Source organism: Vreelandella massiliensis (assembly GCF_900155385.1).
GTDB lineage: Bacteria > Pseudomonadota > Gammaproteobacteria > Pseudomonadales > Halomonadaceae > Vreelandella > Vreelandella massiliensis.
Genome location: NZ_LT699744.1, coordinates 192067 through 211562, shown reverse-complemented (window position 1 = coordinate 211562; position 19496 = coordinate 192067). Strand labels below are relative to the sequence as shown.

The window sequence follows — 19496 nt, the reverse complement described above, 5'->3', positions numbered from 1 at the left end:
GCCGGCGGCGCAGGCTTGCGCCGCCGCACCGTCCATTGCCGGCCATTTACGCGGGTACCCCTCCCGCCTACTCCAAAACGCTGACCGCCATGACCACCACCGCCCAACATACGCCCGCCACCCCTTCGGCCAGCGCCCCGCCTGAGCGCGTCAACCTGCTTGGCATGTCGCGCGAGCAGATGGAGGCATTTTTTCTCTCCATTGGCGAAAAGAAGTTCCGTGCCAGCCAGGTGATGAAGTGGATTCACCTAGAGGGGTGCGATGACTTCGACGCCATGACCAATCTCTCCAAGGCGCTACGCGAAAAGCTCGCTCGCCTCGCCGAGATTCGCGGGCCGGGGGTGGTGTATGAAGGCACCTCCAATGACGGCACGCGTAAATGGGTGCTGGAGGTGGAAGACGGCAGCTACGTGGAGACCGTGCTGATCCCCGCGGATAATGGCAAGCGCCGCACCCTGTGCGTGTCGTCTCAAGTGGGCTGTTCACTGGATTGCAGTTTCTGCTCCACCGGCAAGCAGGGCTTTCAGCGCAACCTCACCGCCGCCGAGATCATCGGCCAGGTGTGGGTAGCCCAGCGCAGCGTTGGCCCGCGCCGTGATACCGCCCACCGCCCGGTGACGAACGTGGTGATGATGGGCATGGGCGAGCCGCTTCTGAATTACGACAACGTCGTGCCGGCGATGAAGCTGATGCTCGACGACAACGGCTACGGACTCTCCAAGCGTCGCGTCACGCTCTCCACTTCCGGGGTGGTGCCGATGCTCGATAAGCTTGGCGATGACATCGACGTGAGCCTGGCCATCTCGCTGCACGCCGCCAATGATGCGCTGCGCAACGAGCTGGTGCCGCTCAACCGTAAGTACAACATTCGCAGCCTGCTCGACGCTTGCCACCGCTACCTGGCAAAAGGCGATGAGCGGCGCATGGTGACCATTGAGTACACGCTGATCAAAGACGTCAACGACCAAAAGCAGCACGCTGAAGAGCTGGCCGCGCTACTCAATGAGCTGCCCTGCAAGATTAACCTGATTCCGTTTAACCCGTTCCCGCATTCGGGCTATGAAAAACCGTCGCGCAACCAGTGCGTGCGCTTTCAGGATTGGCTGTTTGAACTGGGTTACACGGCGCCGATTCGCACCACCCGCGGTGACGATATCGACGCCGCCTGTGGCCAGCTAGTGGGGCGCGTCAAAGACCGCACCAAGCGCCACGCCCGCTATATTCAATCGATTCAGCTCGACGCCGACTAAATACACGTGGCCTTACGCCCTTGGCTTGACTTACGTCGGCCACAGCGCTTTGATGGGTACGTTTTTCATTAACACCGTCTTTCATGCTGTCTTTAGTATCGCCTTTGAGGATATCGATGATCAGTCGCCGCCGGCCCCACCGCCCGCTTCGGGCACCGATGTTGACCGTATTGGTCAGCACGCTATGGCTAGCCGGCTGCGCTTCCGTCAGCGAGACATCCCCCGGAAACCCACCCGAGGCAGTGAGCGCCTATACCCGGCTTGGGGTGGCCTACTTAGAGCGCGAAAATCTCATGCGTGCGCTCAACGCGCTGGATCGCGCCCTGGAGATTGACCCCGAACACCCGGAAGCCCTTCAGGCCCTGGCTCTGGTCTACCAGCGTCAAGGCGAGGAGGCGCTCGCCGACGAGCACTTCCAGAAGGCGCTGGAAGCTGCCCCCGATTTTACCCAGGCGCGTAATAACTACGCGGCGTTTTTGTACCAGCAAGCAGAGTACCCGCGCGCCTGCGAACAGCTTGAGAGAGCATCCAACGATGCGCAATATGCACGCCGCGCCCAACTATTTACCAATTTAGGCCAGTGCTATAACGCGTTAGAAAAAACCGACAAGGCGCGCGCCAGCTTCAAGCGCGCCCAGCAGATCGACCCGCGTCATGCACGCAGTTATTTTTTATTAGCCGAATTAGAGTTTTCTCAGGGCAATATTTCCAAGGCTTGGCCGCCGCTGCAAACGTTCATGCAGCTGTCAGCGCCCGATCGCGAAGCGCTCGAAATGGCGATCGAGATGGCGAAGGCGCGCGGCGAATTTGATAAAGCCGCCGACTACCAGCGTCAGCTTGGCCAGTTAAACGCACGATGATACCGGTGCGTGACGTTAATGTTTTGGCTGCCCTGATCACCCGCTTTTTTATGAAGGATGCTCAGCCATGAGCGACACACACACAAAAGAATTGCACGAAGAACCGCGTACTCCTTCACCGGGAGAGCAGCTTAAGCGTCAACGCGAAAAGCTCGGCGTCTCGCTTGACGAAGCCGCCGATGCCCTGCATCTGCGCCCCGCCGTCATAGAAGGGCTTGAGCAGGACAACTACGAAGAAATTCCCATCGCCACCTACCGCCGTGGCTATCTACGCGCCTACGCCAAATATCTCGCCATCGATGAAACCCCGATACTAGAAGCGTACCGCGAACGTCATGGCTCGCTGGAGGCTGAGCGCTCCATCACGCCGGTATCCGTCGCTAAGCCGCCCTCCCGACTGGGCGCTTTCCTGTTTAAGTTGGTGACGCTACTGATTATTGCGGCGCTGATTGCGGTGACGGTAATGTGGTGGCAAAGCCGTGGCGGCAGCGCCCCGCCCGGGCTTGAAGATGAACAAACACAGCGCACTACCCCGCCAGAACTCAACAGCGTCGAGGATACCGGCGCCCTGGAGAGCGACGCCGTCGACGCTGAAGCACAAGACGACGCAAGCGCGCCCACGGAAACCGCCAGCGCCGAGCCTCGCACGTCCGAGCCAAGCGACCCTGCGCCCGCGGCTGAGCCCACAGACACAACGCCTGAAACAGCGCTTAACGCGCCACCGGATGACGCTGTATCGCTCACGCAACCCCCGGCTATCGAGCCCGCACCCTCGCTGATAAATGACACAGAAGAGGATGTGGCGGAAGGCCCGCGTGAGACCGTCGCACGTGAGGATGAACGGAGCGATGCGAACGAACAGAGCGAAGAGCGTGCGGCAGTAGCGCCCGACACCGTCGCCAACACCCTTGAGCTCACTTTCAACGAGCAGTCGTGGACCGAAATTTTCGACGCCAACAACCAGCGCGTATTCGTCGGCCTGCAAAAGCCCGGCACCAGCGCGAGCGTCGAGGGCGAGCCGCCCTTTCGTTTAACCATTGGCAACGCCACTGGCGTTGAGCTGCGCTACCAAGGCGATACCATCGACCTGGAACAGCGCGCCGGCGCCAATAATGTTGCCCGCTTCACCCTAGGAGAGTGACCCGCCGTATGCACGCCCCTTCTCCGATTAAACGCCGCCTTTCGCGCCAAATTCACGTCGGTAACGTGCCGGTCGGCGGCGACGCCCCCATCTCGGTGCAGAGCATGACCAACACCGACACCTTGGACGTAGCGGCCACGGTGGCGCAAATTCGTCGCCTGGAAGCCGCCGGTGCCGATATTGTGCGCGTCTCCGTGCCCGACATGGACGCGGCCGAGGCCTTTGGCAAGATCAAGCGCGAGGTCAATGTTCCGCTGGTCGCGGATATCCACTTCGACTACAAGATCGCCCTGCGCGTCGCCGATTTGGGCGTGGACTGCCTGCGTATCAATCCCGGCAACATCGGCCGCGAGGAGCGCGTGCGCGCGGTGGTCAGCGCGGCCCGCGACAACGGCATCCCGATTCGCATCGGCGTCAACGCCGGCTCGCTTGAGAAAGACCTGCAGAAAAAGTACGGCGAACCCACGCCCGCCGCGCTGGTCGAATCTGCCATGCGCCATATCGATCACCTCGACCGCCTCGATTTCCCCGATTTTAAGGTCAGCGTTAAAGCCTCGGATGTGTTCATGGCCGTGGCCGCCTACCGCGACCTGGCAAGCCGCATCGAGCAGCCGTTGCACCTAGGCATCACCGAAGCCGGTGGTTTACGCTCGGGCACGGTGAAATCGTCGATTGGGCTGGGGATGCTGCTGATGGACGGTATCGGCGACACCATTCGCGTGTCGCTTGCCGCCGACCCGGTGGAAGAGATCAAGGTCGGCTTCGATATGCTCAAAAGCCTCAGGCTGCGAGCCAAAGGCATCAACTTTATCGCCTGCCCGAGCTGCTCGCGGCAGAATTTCGATGTGATCGGCACCATGAACGCGCTGGAAGAGCGCCTTGAAGACGTGATGACACCGCTGGATGTTTCCGTGATCGGCTGTGTGGTCAATGGCCCCGGCGAGGCCAAGGAGACCGATATCGGCCTCACCGGCGGCTCACCGGCCAACCTGGTGTATATCGACGGTAAGCCCGCCAGCAAGCTGCGCAACGACCACCTTGTCGATGACCTGGAGCGTTTGATTCGCGACAAGATCGAAGAGAAAGAGCAGCGCGAAAAGAACACCATCGCCCGCAGCGTCTAACGCGTCCTGAAAATCGTCTAAAAAATCGTCTGGGCAACACGGCCCGTGCCTAACAAGGAGCTTTCATTGAGCCAGTCCGCTGCAAAACCCGCGAAGAAAATCCAAGCCATTCGCGGGATGAACGACCTTTTGCCCAGCGAAAGCGCCCGCTGGCAGTTTTTTGAAGCCAAAGTCCGCGCGCTCATGGCGCGTTACGGGTTTGACGAGATCCGCACGCCCATTGTCGAGCAGACCGCGCTGTTTGCCCGCTCGATCGGCGAAGTGACCGATATCGTCGAAAAAGAGATGTACACCTTCGATGATCGCAACGGCGACAGCCTCACCCTGCGCCCCGAAGGCACGGCAAGCTGTGTGCGGGCGGCCATGGAGCATGGCCTGCTGCACAACCAGACGCAAAGGCTTTGGTACCAAGGGCCGATGTTTCGCCACGAGCGCCCGCAAAAAGGCCGCTACCGCCAGTTTCATCAGGTCGGCGTGGAAACCTACGGTTTTGATGGCCCGGATATCGACGCCGAGGTCATTCTGCTCTCTGCCCGTCTATGGCAAGAGTTAGGGCTCTCCGAGCACGTCACGCTGGAGATCAACTCCCTGGGTTCCAGCGAGGCGCGCGCGGCCTATCGCGACACCCTGGTCGCCTATTTTGAGCAGCACCGCGACGTGCTGGACGAGGATTCACTGCGCCGGCTGACCACCAATCCGCTGCGCATTCTCGACTCCAAGAGCGAGGCGATGGCCAAGATGCTCGATGGCGCACCGAGGCTGATGGACCACCTTGACGACGCATCGCGCGAGCACTTTGAACAGCTCAAGGCGATGCTCGACGCGGCGGGCATCCCCTACGTGGTCAATCCACGCCTGGTGCGAGGGCTGGACTACTACTGCCGCACCGTTTTTGAGTGGACCACCACGGCGCTGGGCAGCCAAGGCACGGTGTGCGCCGGCGGGCGTTACGACGGCCTAGTCGAGCAACTCGGCGGCAAACCCACCCCCGCTGTGGGCTTTGCCATGGGCATTGAACGGCTGATTCTGCTGCTGGAAACCCTTGCGCTGATCCCCGATGACGCCTTGGGAGGGTGCGATGTGTACCTCGTCCCGATGGACGCGGGTACCACCGTCTCTGCCCTCACCCTGGCGGAACGGCTGAGAGGCGAGCTCCCCGAGCTTCGCCTGCAGCTACACTGCGGGGGCGGCAGCTTCAAAAGCCGGATGAAAAAAGCCGACAAAAGCGGCGCCCGCTATGCGCTGCTGCTGGGCGAAGATGAACAGCAAGCCCAAGAGATCACGCTGAAATTCCTGCGCGATGAGCGCGAACAAGAGCGTCTCGCCCAGGCGGAACTCGGCGCAACACTACGCCAATTACTCGCGACACGCTAAATGCGCGACACGCTTCCCCCTGCGGTGACATATAAACGCGTGCAAAACGACTGCGTGTTGACAACATAGCGTGCTAAAAAACAGAAGGAGGCCGCCCGTGGCGGAGCTGAGAACCGAAGAAGAGCAGCTAGACGCGATCAAGCGCTGGTGGAAAGAGAACGGCACCTCGCTGATCGCCGGCGTGGCAATTGCCGCTGCGGGCGTTTTTGGCTGGAACGCCTGGCAGAACTACCAAGACAACCAAGCCGAAGCCGCCTCCGTGCGCTATCAGCAGCTGGTTAACCTTACCGCGGGCAACGCGCTCGATGAGGCCACTTTGAGCGATGCGCACTCGCTGGTTGACGACATCGTCGATAACCACGCCGACACCCTTTACGCTGAACTCGCCAAGCTACTGGAAGCGCGCCTCGCCGTGGCCCAAAACGACCTAGAGGGCGCTCAATCAGCCCTTGAAAGCGTCGCAGAGAGCTCTTCGCGCGCCTATGTGCAAAGCCTCGCCTGGCTGAGGCTGGCCCGCATCGCCGTGGCCAACGACAACCCCGAGCAAGCGCTTGAACTGCTGGATCAGCCGATCACCGAGGCGCTTTCCGCCCAACGGGCCAACGTGCGCGGCGACGCCCATTTCGCCCTCAAGCAAGAGGCCGAGGCCCGCGAGGCGTGGCAGCAGGCGCTGACGCTCGCACAAGAACAGGACCAGCCGCTTTACGGCGTTCAGCTTAAGCTGGATGACCTCGGCACCGAGAAGGGGGCACCATGATAACGGTTCAGTTTTCCCACCGTATGCGCTTAACGCTGGGCGCGCTTGCGATGACCCTGCTGGCCGGCTGCGCCAGCAAAGGCGAGCCTGTCTATACGCCCAAAGCGCTCACCGACGTTGACGCGACCTCCACTCTCGAGGAGCAGTGGAGCACCAAGGTTGGCAACGGCTTGGGGCGCGCCCGCTATCCAATCGCTCCGGCCCGTGATGGCGCGACGCTTTTCGCCGCCAGCGTTGACGGCACCGTGGCAGCCTTTGCTGCCGCAAGTGGCGAACGCCAATGGGAAGTAGAACTCGATACGCCCATCTCCAGCGCGCTCACCGCCGTTGCAGACGAGATCTATCTGGGCACACGTAACGGCGAAGTCCTGGCCCTTGATCAACGCGACGGCAGCGTTAACTGGCGCGCCCGGGTTTCCAGCGAAGTGCTCGCCGCGCCGCAAGCCAACCAGCAGCTACTGATTGTGCAAAGCACCGACGGCCGCGTTACCGCCCTTGACCGCGCAACCGGCCAGGAGCGCTGGGTGCATACCAGCTCGCTGCCGCGACTGACCCTGCGCGGCACCGGCACCCCGCAAACCATCGACCCGGTGACGTTTGTGGGCTTTGCCAACGGCCGCTTGATCACGCTGGATAACCGCAACGGTCAGCCCTTGTGGGAGCAGCAAGTGGCTATCCCCAGCGGGCGCAGCGACGTGGACCGCTTGGTGGATATCACCGCGCAACCGGTGTTGACCCAAGACGGTCGCCTCTTTGTCACCAGCTACAATGGCCGCCTCATGGCGCTTGAAGCCACACGCGGTGAGGTCTTGTGGGCGCAAGAGCTCTCAAGCCGTCACTCCCCGGTACTGGTGGGGGACTTTCTCTTTGTCGCCACCGATGCCAGCCACGTCGTGGCGCTCAACGCAGAAAATGGCCGTGAAGTGTGGCGCAACGAAGCGCTTGAAGGGCGCTGGATTACCGCCCCCGCTTTCGCTGATGGCCGTCTCGTGTTTGGCGATCAAGAGGGCTATCTGCACCTGCTCAATGCACGCGATGGCGACATCGTCGGCCGCACCCGGGTCGATAGCGCCGGTATTAGCGTGCGCCCGGTGACCGAAGGCGGCACGGTCCATGTTCAAGCCAATAATGGCCACCTAGAAACGCTGGAAATCTCTCCATGACGCTGGACGATATGTCGTTAGATACGCCTTCAAATCCCCTCCCGAGCACGCCGGTCATTGCGCTGGTCGGCCGCCCCAACGTGGGCAAGTCGACCCTGTTTAACCGCTTGACCCGCTCCCGCGATGCGTTGGTGGCGGATTTTCCCGGCCTGACCCGCGATCGCAAGTACGGCAACGGCATGCTTGGCGGTAAAGCGTACACAGTGATCGACACCGGCGGTATCAGCGGCGATGAGGAGGGCATCGACGCGGCCATGGCCGAGCAGTCACTGGCCGCCATCGACGAAGCCGATATCGTGCTGTTTCTGGTCGATGCGCGCGCCGGGCTTAACGTCGCCGACGAGGCGATCGCCAACCACTTGCGCGTCAACCAGAAGAAAACCTGGCTGGTGGTGAATAAAACCGACGGCTTGGAAGAGCACTCGGCCATGGCCGACTTCTGGACACTCGGTCTGGGCGACCCGTGGCCCATCGCCGCCGCCCACGGGCGCAACGTCTCCACGCTGATCGATACCGTGCTGGCGCCTTTTCCCGAGCGCGATGAGAGTATTCCCGCCGACACCGGCACCAAGGGCATTCGCATTGGCGTGATCGGCCGGCCCAACGTGGGCAAATCGACGCTGGTCAACCGCCTCTTGGGCGAAGAGCGTGTGGTGGTTTTTGACGAAGCTGGGACCACTCGCGATGCGATCGAAATCCCGTTTGAGCGGCGCGGCAAGCCCTACGTGTTGGTCGACACCGCCGGCGTGCGGCGGCGCAAGAACGTCCGCGAAGTGGCGGAAAAGTTCTCTATTATCAAGACGCTGGATGCGATCAAGGAGTGCCACGTTGCCATCATGGTGCTGGATGCCCGCACCGGGCTCGTCGAGCAAGACCTGCACCTGCTGGACTACGTCCTCACCACCGGTCGCGCCCTGGTGCTAGCGGTGAATAAGTGGGACGGCCTTGAGAGCGACGCCAAAGAGAAAATGCGCGCGGAAATCAAGCGCCGCTTGGGGTTCGCCGATTACGCCGAGCTACACTTTATCTCGGCGCTGCACGGCACCGCCGTCGGCGATCTCTACCCCTCTATCGAGCGCGCGTTCAACGCCGCCAATGCGCACTGGTCGACCAACCGCTTGACCACGCTGCTGCAAGATGCCGTCAGCCAGCATCCGCCCCCCATGGTGCGCGGGCGCCGCATCAAACTGCGCATGGCACACCAGGGCGGCAGCAACCCGCCGATTATTGTCGTGCATGGCAACCAGACGGAGTCGCTTCCCGATGCCTACCGCCGCTATCTGATCAACACCTTTCGCAAGGTGCTCAAAGTGCGCGGCACGCCGATGCGCTTTGAGTTCCGCTCTGGCAGCAACCCCTTTGATCACATGGCCGGGGCAAGCGACAAGGAGAAGGCCAAAAAGCGCGAGCTTAACCGCACCAAGGAGGCGCGCGGCAAACGCCGCCGTTAACGCCAGCGCATTAGCGCGAGCCGTGCAGGCGCTTACGCCCCACCCATTGAGTCGCAAACTGCCAAGCGGCGCGTCCGCTGCGCCCACCGCGCAGCGTGGCGAAGCGAATGGCCTCCGCCCGCGCGTCGGCGTTCCAATCCTTGAGCTCGCCCAGCTGCGACACCCAGTGGCAGCACGCCTCCAAATACACATCCTGATTGAAAGGGTGAAACCCCAGCCACAGACCGAAGCGGTCGGAGAGCGAGATCTTCTCTTCGACCGCATCGCCGTGGTGAAGCTCTTGGCCCACTAGGCGCGTGCCGGCGTTATCCTCCATCGACTCGGGCAGCAGGTGGCGGCGGTTGGAGGTGGCGTAAAGCAGCACATTGGCGGGCGGGCCGGTCAGCGCCCCGTCGAGCACGCTCTTGAGCGCTTTGTAGGCGTCGTCGTGACCCTCAAACGAGAGATCGTCGCAGTAGACGATAAAGCGCTGGGGCACCGTGCGCAGCTCCTCGACCAGCATGGGAAGGCTTTTGAGGTCGTGGCGGTCGACCTGGATCATGCGCAAGCCCTTGCCGGCAAGGGAGTTCAACAGCGCCCGCATTAGCGAGGATTTACCGCTGCCTCGCGAACCCCATAGCAGCGCATGATTAGCCGGAAAGCCCTGCAAAAAGGCTTGGGTGTTGTCGACCAGCGCCAGCTTCTGCCGCTCGATACCGAGCAGGTCATCCAGCATCAGGGCGTCGCGCGGCGGCACAGGGATTAAACGTCCGCCCAGCGGATGCGGCTGCCACAGCGCGGCCACGTGGATACTCCAATCAACTTGCTCCGGCACCGGCGGCAGCCAGTGCTCGACGCGATCGAGCAGTTGCGATAAACGGCGGGTGAGTTCAGCATCCATACACGTCTCTTCTCTCTACTGGGTAAGGTCTATTTCAGGGTAAGGGCTATTCCGATGGCCGGTGTACTATGGTGGGCGTACGGCGGCTATGCTAGCCGGGCAAATTTCAGGATAATGGCTATCTTGCTCTCAGAAACCTCTTTTCGTCGATAAGGGAGTTCCCTATGCGTTGGCTTCGTCTGCTCGCCATTACCGTGCTCTGCACATCGCTCGCTGCCTGTGCGACCTCGCCCACCGGGCGCTCGCAGCTTCTGCTGCTATCGGACGACCAGCTTAACCAAATGGGGCAGCAGGCGTTTAACCAGTATCAGCAAGACCTCCCGCCCGCCAATGCCGCGACCCAGCGCTACGCGCAGTGTATCGCGCGCGCGATTGTGGCTGAACTGCCCCCCGAGGAGCGTCAGCTCGACTGGCAGATTCGCGTGTTTGAATCCGAGCAGCCCAATGCCTTCGCCCTGCCGGGCGGCTATATGGGCGTGAACAGCGGCATGCTCGACGTGGCCACTAATCAAGACCAGCTCGCGTCGGTCATCGGTCACGAAATAGCCCACGTGCTGGCCAACCACGCCAACGAGCGCGCCTCCACGCAAAGCGCCACTCAACTGGGCCTTTCGGTGATTTCCAGCACCTCCGGCATGCAGAGCCCGGGCGGTCAGCAGCTCATGGGGCTTTTAGGCATGGGCGCGCAGTACGGCATTATTCTGCCCTTCTCGCGCCGCCACGAGAGCGAAGCCGACGTGATCGGCCTTGAGCTTATGGCCCAGGCGGGCTTTGACCCGCGCGCCAGCATCAATGTGTGGGAGAACATGCAGCGCGCCGGAAGCGGCGGCGAGCCGCCGGCATGGATGTCGACTCACCCAAGCCACGGCCAACGCATTGACGGCCTCGATGCCAACATGCAGCGCGCCCTGGCGATCTATCAACAGGCGCAGCGCCAAGGCCAAGCACCCAACTGCCCACGCCCTTGATGGGTCAGTTCAAAAGACAACACCACCGAGGGATATATGGTTCGTTTAGGTTTACTGCTGTTGATTCTGCCGCTGTTTGTGCTGATGGGCGTGTATTTTTGGGAGCTTAACGACGTCCGCGAATGTCAGCTTGGCGGCGGCCACTGGGACTACCTAGCCAACGTGTGCCGCGACGCGCCCCAGCCGTTCGTGCCTTGGGTCGAGCGCATGCCGCTGCTGGTCAACGGCGGCCTGCTGCTCTCTGTCCTCGGGCTTGTGCTGTGTATGGTCGGCCTCTACCAAAAGCGGCGGTAAAACCAATCTTGCGACAAGGGGCCTACCCTATGTTTTGCCACCGCTTTGGTTTAGAAGTCTATGTGACGCGCCATGCTTGGGAACGTATGGCCCAGCGCGCGATAACGCGAGAACTCTTGTTGGACATACTCGAAACGGGTGATATTCGCTATAAAGACACACAGCGATTATGGATTGCTAAAGAGGTTTTAGAGCGTGACGACAACATGGTCTGTACTGCCATCATTCTGGAGAGTCACCTAGTGGTCAAAACGGTGATGCATCATTTTTCCTGGGAGGCGTAAAATGCGGACAACGTATGACGAAGCTGACGATATTTTGGTGATTCATCTGTCAGAGAAACCTATCGCAAAGGAGGTTTCTCAAGATTGGAATACCCATATTAGCTATGCAGAAGATGGCACCGTCGTAGAAGTGGTTATTATCGAAGCCTCAAAACAAGGCGCATGGCCGTTGCTACGCAGCCATGCAGCCTGATGTTAGGCGGTCAATAATTTAGCGATTGACGTAATATTTCGCGTACCGGGGCGGTTTTGGGGCGGACGTTGCGCCAGAGAAAAAACGCCTCGGCCGCTTGCTCGACCAGCATGCCCAGGCCATCGAGCAGCTTAGCGCCGCGCGGGCCGGCCCACTGCAGAAACACCGTCGGCTCGACGTCGTACATCATGTCGTAGGCCCAAGCCCCCTTGGCGAAGATACCTTCCGGCAGCGGCGGTAAATCCCCCTTCAAGCTGGCGCTGGTGCCGTTGATGACCAGGTCGAACTCACCGTCAATGGCGTCGTACCCGCCGCCTGAAATGTTGCCCAGGTCGGCGAAGTCGCGCGCAAGCGAAGTGGCTTTTTCCGCGGTGCGGTTAGCTATGACGATCTCGCTGGGCATCTCCGCCAGAAGCGGCTCCAGCGCGCCACGCACCGCGCCGCCGGCACCTAGTATCAACACACGCTTATCTTTTAGCACCACTCGGTGGTATTCCAGATCCCGCGCCAGCCCCACCCCATCGGTGTTGTCGCCATAAAGGCGCCCATTGCCGCCCACAATCAGCGTATTTACGGCTTTGGCCCGCTTAGCACGGTGGCTTGTGGTGTCGCACAGGGCAAAGGCCTCCTCTTTGAACGGTACGGTCACGTTGGCCCCGCGCCCGCCTTGTGCGGCAAAGGCTTGCCAGGCACTGGCGAACTCGTCTTGGGGCACTTCGATGGCGGTGTACTCCATCGCCTCACCGGTTTGGTGGGCAAACTCGGCGTGAATCAACGGCGATTTTGAGTGTGTCACCGGGTTGCCTAATACCGCGTAGCGATCCGTCATGTGTCGGCTCCTGTTAAGTAAGTATCAAGCGTCGCTCGGGCTGGCCTCATCGAGCCAGTCGCGGGGGCGCAGAAACTCCTCGGTGAGGCGCGCCTCGGGGCTGCCTGGTTCGGGGGTAAAGCCATACTCCCAGCGCACGTAGGGCGGCATCGACATTAAAATCGACTCAGTGCGCCCACCGCTTTGCAAGCCAAACAGGGTGCCACGGTCCCACACCAGATTGAATTCGACATACCGCCCACGGCGGTAGAGCTGGAAGTCCCGCTCATGCTCGCTCCAGGCGTCGTGTTTGCGGCGCTCGACGATCGGCACGTAGGCATCCAGAAAACTATCGCCCACCGCCCGCTGGAAGGCAAAGCACTGCTCGAACCCGCCCGCGTTGAGGTCGTCGAAAAAGAGCCCGCCCACACCGCGGGTCTCATCGCGATGCTTGAGATAGAAATAGTCGTCGCACCAGGCTTTGTAGCGCGGATAGACCTCATCGCCAAACGGCTCACACGCCGCTTTCGCCACGCGATGCCAGTGCAGCACGTCCTCCATCACCGGATAAAACGGCGTGAGATCAAAGCCACCGCCAAACCACCACACCGGCGGCTCACCCGCTTTTTCGGCGATAAAAAAGCGCACGTTGCCGTGGCTAGTGGGGACGTGGGGATTTTCCGGGTGCAACACCCAGGAGACCCCCACGGCGTGAAAGCTGCGACCGGCAAGCTCGGGGCGCGCGGCGGTGGCCGAGGGGGGAAGCGTCGCGCCATAAACATGCGAGTAGTTCACGCCCCCCTTTTCGAATACGGCGCCGTTTTCTATTACCCGAGAACGGCCGCCACCGCCCTCTTCGCGCGTCCAACTCTCCTCTTTAAAGCCGGCCTTGCCGTCGACGGCGGCCAGGCCCTCGCAGAGGCGGTCCTGAAGGTCCAGCAGGTAGCGTTTAACGTCGTCAAGGTGCTCGTGAGCCACAGGTTGCTCCTGGCGTTGTCGTCATGGTGAATAGCGTTATTTCAGCTTACAGCGTAGCGCTCAAGCACGCAGCACCTGCCCGCTGACCAAGTCGCGAATGGTGCTGGGGCGCGGGTTGCCGCCTAGCTCGCCCGGCACCACCGCGCCGAGCTCGCTGCCAAAGATAGCGCTGACCTCGTCACGGCGCATCGCCGGCGGCTCGCTAGCCCGGTTGGCGGAGGTGGAGACCAGCGGCCCGCCAAAGGCGTCGCACAGCGCGCGCATCACCGGGTGGTCGGTGACCCGCAGGGCGACCCGGCTATGGGCGCCGCGCACCAATGCGTGACTGCGGCCATTATCCGGCACCAGCCAGGTGTTGGGCCCCGGCCAGCTGGCAACCAGCGGCGCGTGCAGCTCCAGCGGCAACCCTTCAAGCCACGGCTGAAGCTGTTCGATACTGCCGGCCACCAGAATGACCCCTTTTGCCGGGTCGCGGGCTTTGATGCGCATCAAGTGCGCCAAGGCTTCATCGTTATCCGGGTCGCAACTCAACCCCCACACCGCTTCGGTGGGGCAGGCGATCACTTGGCCCTGGCGCAGGGCGGAAACCGCGGGCGCAAGTGCCGCGAAGTCAGGGGGGTTCGGCATAGGGTCTCCTGGCAGTGTCCTGAAACGTGAGGGTAACCCTCACGCCTAGCGTCTAAACAAGGGGGACCAATCCTATCACGCGCGCGGCAAACGCACCCAGCCACCCGTTTGCTGCGCTACCCAGCCTTCTAGCTCCAGCATCAAAAGCCGCTGCTGGCACTCGCTGACCGAAATCGCCGCATTTTGCACCAGCGTATCAATTGGGGTGGGTACCTCACCGAGCGCTGTGAGCAGCGTATCGGGAAGCGGCTCATCGGCGCGCGGCGCATCCGGCACGGGGGCAGTGTGCTCAGCCTGGGCTGGCGGCATAAAGGCTTCAGCCCAGTGCTGCAGCTCATCAAGAATATCGCCGCTACTGCGGGCCAGGGTGGCACCGGTGCGCAAAAGCTTAAGGCAGCCGTGGGCCTGCAGGTTATGAATCGAGCTTGGAATGGCGAATAGCTCGCGGCCCTGCTCAAGGGCGAGACGGGCGCTAACGAGCGAGCCACTTTTCTCGGCCGCCTCCACCACCAGCGTGCCTAGCGAAAGGCCGGTAACAATGCGGTTGCGCCGGGGAAAGTACGCCGGGCGGGCGGCGGTGCCCAAGGGGTGCTCTGCGAGCACCAGCCCACCCGGCGTCTCGCTCAAACGCTGATACAGGTCACGGTGGCGCGCCGGGTAAATCACATCGATGCCGCAGGCGAGCACCGCGATACTCACCCCGCTGGCATCGAGTGCCGCCCGCTGCGCCAGGGCATCAATCCCGAGCGCCATGCCGCTCACCACGCACCAGCCGCGGCGGGCAAAATCGCGGGCGAAGGCTTGCGCATTGGCCGCACCCTCGGAGGTGGGTCGGCGCGTCCCCACCATCGCCAGCCCAGGCAAGCGAAGAGCCCCCAAATCCCCTTGCGCCCAAAGCAGCGGCGGCGGATCGGCAATTTCGCTCAAAAGCGCGGGCCACGCTGGGTGGCCGGGATACAGTAGCGCGCGGTTCGAGGCGGCGGCTTCCCAGGCGAGGTTATCCTCCACCGCTTTTTGTAGCGGGCTGCGCGTGGGGTGATCGAGCCACAAGCGCAGCTCAGACGCCGCCTGCGGGGGCAGTAGCGCAAGCCACCCATGCGGCCACTCGGGCCTCTGCTCGGCAAGCTTGGCGATACGCTGGGCACCCAGCCCGGGTAGCGCACTGAGTACCAACCACTCCTTGGCATACATTAAATGACTCTCCTGTATATTTGATAAGCGCGCCTATTGCGGGGATAGCACGCGATCACCCACTTCCAGCACGCGGGATGCCTCCATCACCAAGGCGTAACTAACGTGATCATAAGGTTTAAACACCATTAGCGTGCCGGCCTCTTCGGCGGGCAGCTGTAATACCTCCTGCGAGCGCGGGTCGTTGACGCGCTCCCCTTGCTGATCCACGCGTAGCACATGGCCCGGCTGCAACCCGTCTTGGGTACCCAGGTCAATCGCCACGACCTGCAGCCGGCCAATAAAGCGCACGCCGCCCGGCACGGCGAGAATCGCGCCGCTGACATCATTGCGCGGCGCGCGGGGCATAAAGTCATCGGGAAAGGGCGTGTCTAGCGGCAGCAGGATGTCATCGCTGCGCACTTCCAGCGCGGCGCGGCGCACGTCTAACTGGGCGATATCGCCCTCGCGGCGCACCAGCACGGCTTCGCCGACGTTGATCAACTCAAGCCCCAGGGATTCACCATTCGCCCCCATATAGCGCTCCCCCGGACGATATATCCCCAGCGGCTCGCCACGCACGATTTCACCACGTACCGGGCGACCGGTTTCGCCGCGTGGCTCGGTGAGACGCGCGTAGATCATATCGCCGGCACCGCTCACCAAGCGTGTCTCGTCGCCGGCCACCACATAGGCGAGCTCGTCTAGCGCTTCGGCGCTATCGACGATGCGGTGCTGGCGCAAAAAGGCCTCCACCACCTCTTGGGGTAACGGTTCAATGGCTTCACGATGGGGCAGCGTGCGCACCTCGGGAGAGAGCTTCACCACGCGCTTGCCGCGTTCAAGCACAATACAGGGTGCGCCCTGGCAGTCGCGCAGGGTGAGCGTGTCGCCGGGATAAATAAGGTGCGGGTTGTTGATTTGCGGGTTTTCACGCCACACTTCCGGCCAGTGCCAGGGCGCGTGCAAAAACCGTCCGGCGATGTCCCATAGCGTGTCGCCCGCCTGCACCGTATAGCGTTCGGGGGCCGTGTCGCGCAGCCGCTCCCACGCGTGAACAGGCGCGGCCAGGCATGCGCTTAAAAGCGCCACGGCGCTTACCCTTTGCCACTGCCGGTGGGGACGTCGCCGCCCTGCGTCTTGAACCCTTGCCATGCGCTCTCCCATTGGCCTATGTACCGTTTAGCGCCCAATGCCGAGCGCTTGCTAGCATGATATAGTGAACGGTAACCATGAACATAGGCCATGCCCCCAACGCACCGCCTTGTTCGCTTTAACTGCCTACATTAACGACTCCACATAACGGTATTGCAACGCCATGGCTATACGTCCCATCCTAGAGTATCCCGACGAGCGGCTGCGCACCAAGGCGGTGCCGGTTGAGCACGTTGACGCAGAGGTGCAGCAGCTTGTCGACGACATGATCGACACCATGTACGACGCCCGCGGCATCGGCCTTGCCGCCACGCAGGTTGACGTTCACCGCCGCGTGGTGGTGATGGATGTCAGCGACGACAACAGCGCGCCGCTGGTGCTGATCAACCCCCGTTACACGCCGCTTGGCGACGTCAAAGAGCCGCTCTCCGAAGGCTGTTTGTCGATTCCCGAATATTACGCCGAGGTGCCGCGTTACTTGAAGGTGACGCTAAACGCGCTGGATCGCAACGGCGAGCCTTACGAGCTTGAAGCCGAGGGCCTGCTGGCACACTGCATTCAGCACGAACTCGACCACCTTGAGGGCGTGCTGTTTGTCGATTACCTGTCGCCGCTCAAGCGTAACCGCGTCCTCAAGAAGATGCAGAAACGCCACAAGCTGGCGCAGGATGCCTAAGCATGTCATCACTGCGCGTTATTTTTGCCGGCACGCCGGACTTTGCCGCCGCAAGCCTTGAGGCGCTGTTGGCCAGCCGCCACGAGGTGGTGGGCGTTTACACCCAGCCCGACCGCCCCGCTGGGCGCGGGCGCAAGCTGACCCCGAGCCCGGTCAAAAAGCGGGCGCTTGAGCATGCCCTGCCCGTTTTCCAGCCGACATCGCTGAAAGATCCCGACACTCAGGCGGAACTCGCCGCGCTGAATGCCGATGTCATGGTGGTGGTCGCGTATGGGCTGTTGCTTCCTCAAACGGTGCTGGATATTCCGCGCCTGGGGTGTATCAACGTTCACGCCTCGCTCCTGCCGCGTTGGCGCGGGGCGGCGCCGATCCAGCGCGCCATCGAAGCGGGTGACCCTGAATCGGGCGTGGCAATCATGCAGATGGACACGGGGCTGGATACCGGTGCGGTGCTCAGCGAGGCGCGCACGCCGATCACGCCCACCACCACCGGCGGCGAGCTGCACGACACCCTGGCAACGCTTGGCGCCACCGCGCTGATTGAAACGCTTAACGCCCTGGCAGACGGTCAGGCAAGCGCCACGGCGCAGCCGCAAGAGGGGGTGACCTACGCGGCCAAGCTCTCCAAGGCCGAGGCCGAGCTTGACTTCACCCAGCCGGCGGCGGCGTTGGCGGCGAAAATTCGCGCCTTCAACCCCTGGCCCGTGGCGTGGTGCGCGCTGGGCGACGAGCGTTTGCGCCTGTTGATGGCGAGCGCCGAGGAGGAGCCCAACACTTCCACTGCCGCCGCTACTCCCGGCACGCTGCTTGAACCAGGCCGCGACTGCTTGCGTATCGCCTGCGGCAAAAATGGCGATGAGGTGCTACAAGTACACACAGCACAGCTACCCGGCGGCAAGGCGATGGCGGTGCGCGACTTGCTCAATGCCCGTCACGCGCATTTGGCACCCGGTCGCCTTCTTGGCAATGTGCATAACAATACGCCGTAAGGAGACGCTTGATGAACTCACCGCGTAGTCCCCAAACCGGCAGCGGTCAGGAAGTTCGCGCCGCCGCTGCCCGCGCGCTCACACCGGTCTTAAACGATCAGGGCTCGCTTGCCGGGCTCGATGAACACAGCGTGATCACCCGCGATCGTGCGCTGCTTAAAGAGCTCTGCTACGGCACCTGCCGGCGTCTGCCGCGCCTGGAGGCTCTCGCCCGCGAGCTACTTAAGCAGCCGTTCAAAAAGCGTGACATGGATATTCAAGCGCTGCTGCTGTTGGGGATCTATCAGCTGCTCTATATGCGCATTCCCGCCCACGCGGCGGTGGGGGAAACCGCCGGCGCGGCGCGGCTTTTAGGCAAGGAGTGGGCCACCCGCGTGCTCAACGGCTGCCTGCGCCGCCTACAGCGCGAAGCCGGCGCGCTGCAGGCGCGGGTCGACCGCGACCCTTACATCGCCCTGGAGCACCCGCCGTGGCTGTTGACCGCGCTACGCGAGGCGTGGCCCAATCATTGGCGCGATATCGCCACGGCCAATAATGAGCCTGGCCCCATGACGCTGCGCGTCAATCAGCACCATAACGACCGCGAGGCATACCTTGCCAAGCTCAATGAGCAGGGCCTGGACGCGCACCTCTGCGCCCACGCGCCCGACGGCATTACCCTGGACACGCCCTGCGACGTCAGCGCACTGCCCGGTTTTGCCGAGGGCCTTGTGAGCGTGCAGGATGAAGCGGCGCAGCTCTCGGCCGCGCTGTTGGGTCCGGCAATCGCGCCGCGCCCCGGCGCCCATGTGCTCGACGCCTGCTGTGCCCCGGGCGGCAAGACCGCGCACCTGCTGGAGCAGTTTGAGATCGCCCTGACCGCGCTGGATAGCGATAACCAGCGCCTCGCCCGCGTGGAGGACACCCTGACGCGCCTAGGGCTTGAGGCGGAGCTTCGCCACGGCGACGCGACTCGCCGCGACTGGTGGCAAGGCACCGCCTTCGACGCCATTTTGCTTGATGCGCCGTGTTCCGGTACCGGCGTGATTCGCCGCCACCCGGACATCAAGAAGCTGCGTCGCAAAGAGGATATCCCTGCGCTTGCCAAGCTGCAGGCACAGCTTTTGGATAACCTTTGGGCGCTGCTCAATGAGGGCGGCACGCTGCTCTACGCCACCTGTTCGGTGCTGCCCGAGGAGAACGCCGACCAGATAGCGGCGTTTTTACAGCGCACCCCGGATGCCCGCGTCACCACGCCAACGGAAGTCGCGTGGGGAGAAGCCAGCGGTGCGGGGCGGCAACTTTTCCCGCAATCTCACAGTCACGATGGCTTTTTTTATGCCAGACTAGAAAAGCGAGCCGCGGAATAAAGCGG

Annotated in this window: 21 protein-coding genes; 15 read left to right on the top strand and 6 right to left on the bottom strand. The window is 62.4% G+C overall.

Annotated features, from left to right (window positions below):
* Window positions 1–89 precede the first annotated feature (89 nt).
* From rlmN to der, 8 genes are all read left to right on the top strand, one after another.
* Window positions 90–1250, top strand: coding sequence for a dual-specificity RNA methyltransferase RlmN (gene rlmN, locus BQ9846_RS00965; RefSeq protein WP_075879443.1), 1161 nt, complete (start codon window positions 90–92; stop codon window positions 1248–1250).
* Between the two features lie 116 nt (window positions 1251–1366).
* Window positions 1367–2110 (top strand): type IV pilus biogenesis/stability protein PilW, encoded by a 744-nt coding sequence (gene pilW, locus BQ9846_RS00960; protein ID WP_075878756.1) that lies wholly within the window; start codon window positions 1367–1369, stop codon window positions 2108–2110.
* 67 nt (window positions 2111–2177) lie between these two features.
* Window positions 2178–3251: a RodZ domain-containing protein gene (locus BQ9846_RS00955; protein WP_075878755.1), complete on the top strand. Its 1074-nt coding sequence runs from the start codon at window positions 2178–2180 to the stop codon at window positions 3249–3251.
* An 8-nt stretch (window positions 3252–3259) separates the two neighbouring features.
* Window positions 3260–4375: a flavodoxin-dependent (E)-4-hydroxy-3-methylbut-2-enyl-diphosphate synthase gene (gene ispG / locus BQ9846_RS00950; RefSeq protein WP_075878754.1), complete on the top strand. Its 1116-nt coding sequence runs from the start codon at window positions 3260–3262 to the stop codon at window positions 4373–4375.
* Between the two features lie 66 nt (window positions 4376–4441).
* Window positions 4442–5749: a histidine--tRNA ligase gene (gene hisS / locus BQ9846_RS00945; RefSeq protein ID WP_075878753.1), complete on the top strand. Its 1308-nt coding sequence runs from the start codon at window positions 4442–4444 to the stop codon at window positions 5747–5749.
* 97 nt (window positions 5750–5846) lie between these two features.
* Window positions 5847–6506 (top strand): YfgM family protein, encoded by a 660-nt coding sequence (locus BQ9846_RS00940; protein WP_075878752.1) that lies wholly within the window; start codon window positions 5847–5849, stop codon window positions 6504–6506.
* The gene (bamB, locus tag BQ9846_RS00935) at window positions 6503–7669 is read left to right on the top strand and encodes an outer membrane protein assembly factor BamB (RefSeq protein ID WP_075878751.1); all 1167 of its coding nucleotides are present in this window, start codon (window positions 6503–6505) and stop codon (window positions 7667–7669) included. The genes BQ9846_RS00940 and bamB overlap by 4 nt, the downstream gene beginning before the upstream one ends.
* A complete protein-coding gene (der, locus tag BQ9846_RS00930) occupies window positions 7666–9120 on the top strand; it encodes a ribosome biogenesis GTPase Der (RefSeq protein ID WP_235818880.1) in 1455 nt (484 codons plus the stop codon). Before bamB ends, der begins: the two co-directional genes overlap by 4 nt.
* Window positions 9121–9130: 10 nt before the next feature.
* Here der and BQ9846_RS00925 read toward each other — a convergent pair whose 3' ends face one another.
* A complete protein-coding gene (locus BQ9846_RS00925) occupies window positions 9131–10000 on the bottom strand; it encodes an ATP-binding protein (RefSeq protein ID WP_075878750.1) in 870 nt (289 codons plus the stop codon).
* A gap of 164 nt (window positions 10001–10164) precedes the next feature.
* Here BQ9846_RS00925 and BQ9846_RS00920 point away from each other — a divergent pair, with 164 nt between their 5' ends.
* From BQ9846_RS00920 to BQ9846_RS00905, 4 genes are read left to right on the top strand one after another with little or no spacing between them, the layout of a single operon-like run.
* Window positions 10165–10968: a M48 family metallopeptidase gene (locus BQ9846_RS00920; protein WP_075878749.1), complete on the top strand. Its 804-nt coding sequence runs from the start codon at window positions 10165–10167 to the stop codon at window positions 10966–10968.
* A 36-nt stretch (window positions 10969–11004) separates the two neighbouring features.
* Complete coding sequence (locus BQ9846_RS00915; protein ID WP_075878748.1) at window positions 11005–11262, top strand: hypothetical protein; 258 nt, start codon at window positions 11005–11007, stop codon at window positions 11260–11262.
* A gap of 29 nt (window positions 11263–11291) precedes the next feature.
* Window positions 11292–11546: a DUF4258 domain-containing protein gene (locus BQ9846_RS00910; protein ID WP_075878747.1), complete on the top strand. Its 255-nt coding sequence runs from the start codon at window positions 11292–11294 to the stop codon at window positions 11544–11546.
* Between the two features lies 1 nt (window position 11547).
* Window positions 11548–11739: a DUF2283 domain-containing protein gene (locus BQ9846_RS00905; protein ID WP_075878746.1), complete on the top strand. Its 192-nt coding sequence runs from the start codon at window positions 11548–11550 to the stop codon at window positions 11737–11739.
* A gap of 10 nt (window positions 11740–11749) precedes the next feature.
* Here the strand turns inward: BQ9846_RS00905 and aroE are convergent, their stop codons facing one another.
* From aroE to BQ9846_RS00880, 5 genes are all read right to left on the bottom strand, one after another.
* On the bottom strand, window positions 11750–12568 hold the full coding sequence (gene aroE / locus BQ9846_RS00900; protein WP_075878745.1) for a shikimate dehydrogenase: 819 nt from the start codon (window positions 12566–12568) through the stop codon (window positions 11750–11752).
* Window positions 12569–12592: 24 nt separating this feature from the next.
* Complete coding sequence (gene hemF, locus BQ9846_RS00895; protein WP_075878744.1) at window positions 12593–13525, bottom strand: oxygen-dependent coproporphyrinogen oxidase; 933 nt, start codon at window positions 13523–13525, stop codon at window positions 12593–12595.
* Between the two features lie 60 nt (window positions 13526–13585).
* Window positions 13586–14152, bottom strand: a complete 567-nt coding sequence (gene tsaC, locus BQ9846_RS00890; RefSeq protein WP_075878743.1) for an L-threonylcarbamoyladenylate synthase type 1 TsaC — start codon at window positions 14150–14152, stop codon at window positions 13586–13588.
* Between the two features lie 75 nt (window positions 14153–14227).
* On the bottom strand, window positions 14228–15343 hold the full coding sequence (gene dprA, locus BQ9846_RS00885) for a DNA-processing protein DprA (protein WP_075878742.1): 1116 nt from the start codon (window positions 15341–15343) through the stop codon (window positions 14228–14230).
* 33 nt (window positions 15344–15376) lie between these two features.
* Window positions 15377–16477 carry a LysM peptidoglycan-binding domain-containing protein gene (locus BQ9846_RS00880; RefSeq protein WP_075878741.1) on the bottom strand — a complete coding sequence of 367 codons (1101 nt, stop codon included), beginning with the start codon at window positions 16475–16477 and terminating at the stop codon, window positions 15377–15379.
* A gap of 163 nt (window positions 16478–16640) precedes the next feature.
* On the opposite strand from BQ9846_RS00880, the gene def reads away from it, so the two are divergent.
* Genes def through rsmB form a run of 3 tightly spaced genes read left to right on the top strand, consistent with a single transcriptional unit; the run spans window position 16641 to window position 19491 of the window.
* Window positions 16641–17153, top strand: a complete 513-nt coding sequence (gene def, locus BQ9846_RS00875) for a peptide deformylase (protein ID WP_075878740.1) — start codon at window positions 16641–16643, stop codon at window positions 17151–17153.
* Between the two features lie 2 nt (window positions 17154–17155).
* The gene (fmt, locus tag BQ9846_RS00870) at window positions 17156–18142 is read left to right on the top strand and encodes a methionyl-tRNA formyltransferase (RefSeq protein WP_075878739.1); all 987 of its coding nucleotides are present in this window, start codon (window positions 17156–17158) and stop codon (window positions 18140–18142) included.
* An 11-nt stretch (window positions 18143–18153) separates the two neighbouring features.
* A complete protein-coding gene (gene rsmB / locus BQ9846_RS00865; protein ID WP_075878738.1) occupies window positions 18154–19491 on the top strand; it encodes a 16S rRNA (cytosine(967)-C(5))-methyltransferase RsmB in 1338 nt (445 codons plus the stop codon).
* The last annotated feature ends 5 nt before the right edge of the window (window positions 19492–19496 follow it).

Bases quoted from the DNA above. Each gene is read 5' to 3' on its own strand.
- rlmN (WP_075879443.1), top strand. From the start codon at position 90: ATGACCACCACCGCCCAACATACGCCCGCCACCCCTTCGGCCAGCGCC.
- pilW (WP_075878756.1), top strand. From the start codon at position 1,367: ATGATCAGTCGCCGCCGGCCCCACCGCCCGCTTCGGGCACCGATGTTG.
- BQ9846_RS00955 (WP_075878755.1), top strand. From the start codon at position 2,178: ATGAGCGACACACACACAAAAGAATTGCACGAAGAACCGCGTACTCCT.
- ispG (WP_075878754.1), top strand. From the start codon at position 3,260: ATGCACGCCCCTTCTCCGATTAAACGCCGCCTTTCGCGCCAAATTCAC.
- bamB (WP_075878751.1), top strand. From the start codon at position 6,503: ATGATAACGGTTCAGTTTTCCCACCGTATGCGCTTAACGCTGGGCGCG.
- der (WP_235818880.1), top strand. From the start codon at position 7,666: ATGACGCTGGACGATATGTCGTTAGATACGCCTTCAAATCCCCTCCCG.
- BQ9846_RS00925 (WP_075878750.1), bottom strand. From the start codon at position 10,000: ATGGATGCTGAACTCACCCGCCGTTTATCGCAACTGCTCGATCGCGTC.
- BQ9846_RS00920 (WP_075878749.1), top strand. From the start codon at position 10,165: ATGCGTTGGCTTCGTCTGCTCGCCATTACCGTGCTCTGCACATCGCTC.
- BQ9846_RS00915 (WP_075878748.1), top strand. From the start codon at position 11,005: ATGGTTCGTTTAGGTTTACTGCTGTTGATTCTGCCGCTGTTTGTGCTG.
- BQ9846_RS00910 (WP_075878747.1), top strand. From the start codon at position 11,292: ATGTTTTGCCACCGCTTTGGTTTAGAAGTCTATGTGACGCGCCATGCT.
- BQ9846_RS00905 (WP_075878746.1), top strand. From the start codon at position 11,548: ATGCGGACAACGTATGACGAAGCTGACGATATTTTGGTGATTCATCTG.
- aroE (WP_075878745.1), bottom strand. From the start codon at position 12,568: ATGACGGATCGCTACGCGGTATTAGGCAACCCGGTGACACACTCAAAA.
- tsaC (WP_075878743.1), bottom strand. From the start codon at position 14,152: ATGCCGAACCCCCCTGACTTCGCGGCACTTGCGCCCGCGGTTTCCGCC.
- dprA (WP_075878742.1), bottom strand. From the start codon at position 15,343: ATGTATGCCAAGGAGTGGTTGGTACTCAGTGCGCTACCCGGGCTGGGT.
- BQ9846_RS00880 (WP_075878741.1), bottom strand. From the start codon at position 16,477: ATGGCAAGGGTTCAAGACGCAGGGCGGCGACGTCCCCACCGGCAGTGG.
- def (WP_075878740.1), top strand. From the start codon at position 16,641: ATGGCTATACGTCCCATCCTAGAGTATCCCGACGAGCGGCTGCGCACC.
- fmt (WP_075878739.1), top strand. From the start codon at position 17,156: ATGTCATCACTGCGCGTTATTTTTGCCGGCACGCCGGACTTTGCCGCC.
- rsmB (WP_075878738.1), top strand. From the start codon at position 18,154: ATGAACTCACCGCGTAGTCCCCAAACCGGCAGCGGTCAGGAAGTTCGC.